The organism is Propioniciclava soli (genome assembly GCF_014858005.1).
GTDB lineage: Bacteria > Actinomycetota > Actinomycetes > Propionibacteriales > Propionibacteriaceae > Propioniciclava > Propioniciclava soli.
In genome coordinates this window covers 408635-415735 of sequence record NZ_JACYOT010000005.1, presented here as the reverse complement: position 1 = coordinate 415735, position 7101 = coordinate 408635, and the positions used below count along the sequence as shown (strand labels likewise).

The following is a 7101-nucleotide window of genomic DNA, read 5'->3' as shown; positions in this document are numbered from 1 at the left end:
GTGAGGGTGTGGGAGAGTAGGACACCGCCGAACAACCCCGTTGGAAGAGAGGGAGCAAAACCGCGACCGTCATGGTCGACGGGTTTTGCTCCCCCTCTTCTTTGTGCCCACCCCGGGTAGGGGCGGGCCTTCGTGTTGGGCACCGTGGCGGGCCCGGGGGCCAGGGTCGGTTGGTGTCGTGGGTGGCAGGTGTCGAGAAGCCGGGCATATGCATGGGTCCTCGACGCAAAACCGGTGGTGTGTGTCGAGAAGCCGGGCATGTGCATGGATTGTCGACGCACAGTCTGGGCAGGGATGGCTCCCGTGTCGATGAGACAGGGGCGTAGTTGTTCTCGCTTTGCTGCCCCGGAGCGGGGACGGCAGACTTGAGCGGTGACTGAGAACAACAACGAGGATCGCAGGGCCGGGCGCGGTAGCGGAAGCGCGTCCGGTCAGGGGCGCGGCGCCTACCGCGGCGGTGGGTCCAGCGAGCGCGGAAGCCGCTCGGGATCAGAGCGACGCCCCTCCTACGGCCGCGATGACCGAGGTGGACGCCCCCAGGGTGGGCGCGGCGGCAACTCCTACGGTGAGCGGGGCGACGCCCAACGTGGCGACCGCTCGCACGGCGACCGGAGTGGGTCGCGAGGTCAGTCGTCCTATGGGCAGCGTCGTGACAGCGACCGTGGGGATCGTTCTTACGGTGAGCGTCGGGACAATCAGCGTGGGGATCGTTCCTACGGTGAGCGTCGCGACAACGACCGTGGCGAGCGTTCCTATGGAGACCGAGGTGGGTCGCGGGGCCAGTCGTCCTATGGGCAGCGGCGCGATAGCGACCGCGGTGACCGCCCCTATGGGCAGCGTCGCGACAATCAGGGCGGCGACCGCCCCTACGGCCAGGGGCGCGACAATGACCGTGGCGAGCGTTCCTTTGGTGACCGAGGTGGGTCGCGGGGGCAGTCGTCCTATGGGCAGCGTCGTGACATCGACCGTGGGGATCGTTCTTACGGTGAGCGTCGGGACAATCAGCGTGGGGATCGTGCCTACGGTGAGCGTCGCGACTACGACCGTGGCGAGCGTTCCTTGGGAGACCGCGGTGGGTCGCGGGGCCCGTCGTCCTATGGGGAGCGGCGCGACAACGACCGTGGTGACCGTCCCTACGGCGAGCGACGGGACAATCAGCGCGGTGACCGTCCCTACGGCCAGCGTCGCGACAACGACCGTGGTGACCGTCCCTCCGGCCAGCGGCGCGACAACGACCGTGGCGAGCGTTCCTTTGGTGACCGAGGTGGGTCGCGGGGCCAGTCGTCCTATGGGCAGCGTCGTGACATCGACCGTGGGGATCGTTCTTACGGTGAGCGTCGGGACAATCAGCGTGGGGATCGTTCCTACGGCCAGCGTCGCGACAACGACCGTGGTGACCGCCCCTATGGGCAGCGTCGCGACAACGACCGTGGTGACCGTCCCTACGGGCAGCGGCGCGACACCGACCGCGGTGACCGTCCCTACGGGCAGCGGCGCGACACCGACCGCGGTGACCGTCCCTACGGGCAGCGGCGCGACACCGACCGCGGTGACCGTCCCTACGGGCAGCGGCGCGACACCGACCGCGGTGACCGTCCCTACGGGCAGCGGCGCGACACCGACCGCGGTGACCGTCCCTACGGGCAGCGGCGCGACACCGACCGCGGTGACCGTCCCTACGGGCAGCGTCGCGACAACGACCGTGGTGACCGTCCCTACGGGCAGCGGCGCGACAACGACCGCGGTGACCGTCCCTACCGGCAGCGGCGCGACAACGACCGTGGCGAGCGTTCCTTTGGTGACCGAGGTGGGTCGCGGGGCCAGTCGTCCTACGGCCAGCGGCGCGACACCGACCGCGGTGACCGTCCCTACCGGCAGCGGCGCGACAACGACCGTGGCGAGCGTTCCGTTGGTGACCGAGGTGGGTCGCGGGGCCAGTCGTCCTACGGCCAGCGGCGCGACAACGACCGCGGTGACCGCCCCTACGGGGAGCGTCGAGACACCCAGCGTGGGGGCCGGCCGACCGACGAGCGGCGCGATACCCACCGCGGGGGCGGTCAGCGCTTCGGCGGACGCGATGACCGCCCCCGCCGGGACGACCGCCCCCGTCGCGACGACCGCCCCCGTCGCGACGACTGGGCCCCGCGCGAGGAGGAGACCGAGCCGTACGTGCCGCGTCCCGGCCTCGCGGCGAAGGAGAACGAGCCCGACACCCCCCAGGACATGGATCTGAGGGAACTGCCGCGTGCGGTGCGTGCTGAGCTGCGCTCGCTGAGCCAGGAGACCGCCGAGATCGTCGGAGCGCACCTCCTCAAGGCGGGCGAACTGGTGACCAGCGATCCGCAGCTGGCCTACGCGCATGCGGAGGCGGCGCGGCGGCGGGCGGCCCGGCTGGCCGTCACGCGCGAGGCCACCGGGGAGACCGCCTATGCGGCCGGCGAGTACGCCGTGGCCCTGCAGGAGTTCCGGGCGCTGCGGCGCATGAACGGCGGTACCGAGTTCATCGCCGTGATGGCGGACTGTGAGCGCGCGCTGGGGCGTCCGGATCGCGCCCTCAAACTGGTGCGCGAGGGCCTGGATGCCCAGCCCGACTTCAACCAGCGCGTCGAGCTGCGGCTGGTGGAGGCCGGCACGCGCCTCGACCAGGGCCAGCAGGCCGAGGCGTTGCGCGTGCTGAAGGCCGAGATCGAGGCGTCCGCCGGGAAGGGTTCGCGTGCCGGGCGGGCTCGCCTGCGCTATGGCTATGCCGACCTGCTCGAGCAGAGCGGCGACGCCACGGGCGCCGAACGGTGGTTCGCCGCCGCGGCGGCGCTGGACACCGAGGGCGAGACCGACGCCGAGGACCGGGTCGCCCGCCTGCAGGGCATCGTGCTCGAACTCGACGAGGACGCCCTGGCCGGTGACGCGCCGGAGGTGGACGCGGCCGAGGACGAGAACGGCCAGCAGGGCGCGGACGACGTCGGTGACACGGCGGCGGACGAGACGCCGGACGTGGACACCGACCCGGAGCCTGACGAGGACGAGGAGGAGGACCCGGCCGAGGAGGAGGACGCCGACGCTGAGCCCGGTGAGGACGCCGACGCCGAGCCCGGTGAGGACGCCGACGCCGACGCTGAGCCTGACGACGACGCGCCCGCCCCGGAGACGCCATGAGCTTCATCGACGCCTACGACGTCGTGATGTTCGACCTCGACGGGGTCCTCTACCTGGGCCCCGACGCGGTGGAGGGGGGCGTCGACGGGGTGGACCAGCTGGTGCGACGCGGCGTCCGGCCCACCTATGTCACCAACAACGCCGCCCGCAGCACCGCAGCGGTGGCCGAACACCTCGCACGGCTGGGGTACCCGGCCACCGAGCCTGACGTGATCTCGAGCGCGCAGGCGGCCGCTGCGCTGGTGGGGGAGGAGTACCCGCCCGGCACGCCGGCGCTGGTGGTCGGGACGCAGAACCTGGTGGACCTGGTCAGCCAGGCTGGGCTGACGCCCGTGGCGTCCGCCGACGACGAGCCGGTCGTGGTCGTCCAGGGTTACGACCCGGACATGACGTGGGCGCGGCTGGAGGAGGCGGGCTTCGCCATCCAGCGAGGTGCCCACTGGGTGGCGACCAACACCGACGCCACCCGCCCGACGAACCGGGGCATCGTGCCGGGGCTCGGCACGATGGTGGCTGCCGTCGGCGTGACCGTGGACGTCGAGCCGACGGTCGTCGGAAAGCCAGAGCGGCCGCTGATGGCCGAGGCGATCCGCCGGACGGGGGCGAAGAACCCCGTGTTCGTCGGCGACCGGATCGACACCGACATCATGGGCGCCCACACCGTCGGCATCGACTCGTTCTTCGTGTTCACCGGTGCGCACGGCGTCCTCGACCTGTGCCGTGCACCCGACCACGGGCGCCCCACCGCCATCGGCTGGAACGTGCTCTCCCTGTTCGAACCGGCGCGCGTCGCCGAGGTGGACGCCGAGGGCGCCACGTGTGGCGGCGTCCGCGTGGTCGTGGCCGGCTCCGGCGCGACCGTCGAGGGCGACCTCGGCACCCGCGAGGCCCAACTGGACGCCGCCTGGGCACTCGCGCAGCTGTGCTGGAACGGGGCCGTGTCCGACCCCGTGGCCGTCGCGGCGCGCCTCGATCTGCTCCCTTAGAGTGGAGCCGACACCCGTCACCCCTCCAGGAGGAACCATGGCCGCCCGCTCCCGCTCCACGATGACCGACGTCGCTCTGATCGCCGTCTTCGCCGGGTTGCTGGCCGCGTTGACGTTGGCTCCCGCGGTGCCGGTGGGCCCCCTGGGCGTCCCGATCACCCTCCAGACGCTCGGCGTGGCCCTGTGCGCCATGGTGTTGGGGCCCTGGCGGGGCGCGGCAGCGGTGGGCCTCTACCTGTTGCTGGGGTTCGCCGGTCTGCCGATCTTCGCGCAGGGCAACGGCGGCCTGGGCGTCCTCGCGCGGCCCTCGGTCGGCTACCTGTTCGCCTTCCCGCTGGCTGCGCTGCTCACCGGTGCGCTGGCGCGCCTGGTTCTGCGCCGCACGTGGGCGTCCGGACGCCGCTGGCTCGGCCTCGTCGGCTCCGGGCTGGCCGGTTCGCTGGTGTTCATCCACCCGCTGGGCATCACCGGGATGCACCTCGTCGGCGGCCTGCCCTGGGAGGCGGCCGTCGCGGCCGGCGTCCCCTACCTGCCGGGTGACCTGGTGAAGACCGTCGTCGCCGCGGGCATCGCCGTGGCCGTGCACCGCGCCTTCCCCGACCTGACAGCCCCCCGGGTGGGAAGCGTCACCACGACCCCGGAGCGCGTCGGCACTCGATGATCCGGCTGGAGCATGTCGCGCTGCGGGTCGGAGTGCCCGACGCGTCGGGCCGCGGCTGGAGCACGCGCACGCTCCTGCACGACCTCCACCTGGACCTCCCGGAGCGCCGCGTCGCGTTCGTCGGCAGCAACGGCTCGGGCAAGTCCACCCTGCTGCGGCTCCTCAACGGACTGGCCACCCCGACCGAGGGGCGCGTCTGCGTGGACGGGCTCGACCCGGCCACGGACGGCCCGCGCGTGCGCCGGCACGTCGGGTTCGTGTTCACCGACCCGGCCAGCCAGCTCGTCATGCCGACCCCGGTGGAGGACGTGGAGCTGAGCCTGCGCCGCACCCACCGCGACCGCCGGGCCCGGCGTGAGGCCGCCCTGGCGCTGTTGGCGTCCCGCGGCCTGGCCGACGTGGCCGAGCAGAGCATCTACGACCTCTCCGGGGGCGAGCGGCAGTTGGTGGCGCTCACGGCGGTGCTGGCCGTCGAACCGGCCGTGCTGGTGTTGGACGAGCCCACCACGCTGCTCGACCTCCGCAACCGCAACCTGCTCCATCGCACCCTGGCCGAGCTGCCGCAACAGACGGTGGTCGCCACGCACGACCTGGGCCTGGCCGGGCAGGCCGAGCGGGTGGTGGTCGTGGACGCCGGCCGCATCGTCGCCGACGGCGCCCCCACCGAGACGCTCGCGTTCTACGAACGGGTCATGGCGTGAACGCCGCCCGCGCGCTGCTCGGCGTCCACGTGCCCGGCGACACCCTGTGGCACCGACTCGGGCCCGGGCCCAAGTACCTCGTGTTCTTGGCCCTCACCGTGCCGGCGCTCGTGGTGGGCACGCCGCCGGTCATCCTCACGTTGCTGGCCCTCACGCTGGCCCTGGTGGCCACCACGTCGGCCCCCCTGCGGCTGGCCTGGGGGTTGCCCTGGCCGCTCGCGCTGGTGCTCGCCGTCTTGGGCGCGTTCCACGCCCTCACCGGGGCGCCGGCCACCGGCGTGCGCGTCGTGGGAGTGGTGCTCATCGCGCTGTACGCCTGCCGCATCCTGCTGCTCACCACGCCGATGCCCGTGCTGGTGGACGCCCTCGTCGCGGTGGTGCGCCCGCTGAGCCACCTCGGCGCCGACCCGGAACGCTTCGGCCTGGCCGTGGCGGTGTTCCTGCGCTCGGTGCCGCACGTGGTGGCCTCCTTCGGTGAGGTCCGCGACGCCGCCCGCGCCCGCGGTGTCGAACGCAACCCGCTCGCCCTGGTGACCCCCGTCGCCATCCAGACGGTGGCCTACGCCCGCACCACCGGCGAGGCGCTCACGGCGCGCGGCCTGGGCGACCCGGACGAATCGTCCGCCGCTACCATGACGCCATGACCGAGCCCCCCGACGCCGCCCTGGGTGGGGACGCCGTGCCTGCCAACACGGCACCGCCACCGGCCACCGGCCACGCTGAGATCGACGCCGCGCTGGGCCGCCTCGAGCTGGGGCCGGACGTCCACGAGCACCCCGATCGCATCGCCGCCGCGCTCGACGCCGTCTCCCGGGCGCTGCAGGCCGAACCCCGCCCCACCCAGGCCCGGTGACGCAGCGGCTCGACGTCGCGCTGGTCGCTCGCGGCCTGGCGCGCAGCCGAGCCCAGGCGGCCGACCTCATCGCCCGCGGCCGGGTACGCGTCGAGGGCCGGCCGGCGCGGAAGGCGTCCGAACCTGTCGGCCCCGGCCAGCACGTCGAGGCCGACGCCGACCCCTCGTCTCCCGCGCCGCGCACAAGCTGCTCGGGGCGCTGGACGCCGCGCGCATCGCCGTGGGTGGCCGCGCGCTCGACGCGGGGGCGTCCACCGGTGGCTTCACCCAAGTGCTCCTGGAGCGGGGCTGCGCCCCGGTGTACGCCGTCGACGTGGGGCACGGCCAGCTGGCGGCCCCGGTGGCGTCCGACCCGCGCGTGGTGGCCCGCGAGGGCCTCAACCTGCGGGACCTGACGCTCGCCGACCTCGACGGCGAGCCGGTCGACGTGGTGGTCGCCGACGTGTCGTTCATCTCCTTGACCCTGCTCGTGGCGCCGCTGCTCGCCGTCCTGCGACCCACGGGGGTCGCCGTGCTCATGGTCAAGCCCCAGTTCGAGGTGGGCCGGGCGGCGCTGGACTCCCAGGGTGTGGTCGCCGATCCGGCGGCTGCGGTGGGGGCGGTGCAGCCCGTGGTGGATGCCGCCGCCGCGCTGGGCTGGGCCTGCGTGTGGCAAGGCGCCTCCACGCTGCCGGGGGAGCGGGGGAACCGGGAGTTCTTCGTGGTGCTGCGGGCCGGATCCGGGACTGTCGGCGGCGCCGGTTAGGC

At 73.5% G+C, this 7101-nt stretch carries 7 protein-coding genes and 1 pseudogene; 7 read left to right on the top strand and 1 reads right to left on the bottom strand.

What is annotated here, in order from left to right:
- Positions 1–489: 489 nt before the first annotated feature.
- Positions 490–2046: a hypothetical protein gene (locus IFY26_RS07035; protein WP_232548280.1), complete on the bottom strand. Its 1557-nt coding sequence runs from the start codon at positions 2044–2046 to the stop codon at positions 490–492.
- A 123-nt stretch (positions 2047–2169) separates the two neighbouring features.
- On the opposite strand from IFY26_RS07035, the gene IFY26_RS07030 reads away from it, so the two are divergent.
- The 7 genes and pseudogenes from IFY26_RS07030 (at position 2170) to IFY26_RS07000 (ending at position 7099) form a co-directional block, all read left to right on the top strand.
- On the top strand, positions 2170–3153 hold the full coding sequence (locus tag IFY26_RS07030; protein ID WP_232548279.1) for a tetratricopeptide repeat protein: 984 nt from the start codon (positions 2170–2172) through the stop codon (positions 3151–3153).
- Positions 3150–4139, top strand: coding sequence for an HAD-IIA family hydrolase (locus IFY26_RS07025; RefSeq protein ID WP_232548278.1), 990 nt, complete (start codon positions 3150–3152; stop codon positions 4137–4139). The genes IFY26_RS07030 and IFY26_RS07025 overlap by 4 nt, the downstream gene beginning before the upstream one ends.
- Positions 4140–4176: 37 nt before the next feature.
- Entirely contained in the window at positions 4177–4800 is a 624-nt protein-coding gene (locus tag IFY26_RS07020; protein WP_232548277.1) for a biotin transporter BioY, read from the top strand.
- Complete coding sequence (locus IFY26_RS07015) at positions 4797–5501, top strand: energy-coupling factor ABC transporter ATP-binding protein (protein ID WP_232548276.1); 705 nt, start codon at positions 4797–4799, stop codon at positions 5499–5501. The genes IFY26_RS07020 and IFY26_RS07015 overlap by 4 nt, the downstream gene beginning before the upstream one ends.
- Positions 5498–6145 (top strand): CbiQ family ECF transporter T component, encoded by a 648-nt coding sequence (locus IFY26_RS07010; protein WP_232548275.1) that lies wholly within the window; start codon positions 5498–5500, stop codon positions 6143–6145. Before IFY26_RS07015 ends, IFY26_RS07010 begins: the two co-directional genes overlap by 4 nt.
- Positions 6142–6354 (top strand): hypothetical protein, encoded by a 213-nt coding sequence (locus IFY26_RS07005; RefSeq protein ID WP_232548274.1) that lies wholly within the window; start codon positions 6142–6144, stop codon positions 6352–6354. The genes IFY26_RS07010 and IFY26_RS07005 overlap by 4 nt, the downstream gene beginning before the upstream one ends.
- Positions 6351–7099, top strand: a pseudogene (locus IFY26_RS07000) (TlyA family RNA methyltransferase). Before IFY26_RS07005 ends, IFY26_RS07000 begins: the two are co-directional and overlap by 4 nt.
- The last annotated feature ends 2 nt before the right edge of the window (positions 7100–7101 follow it).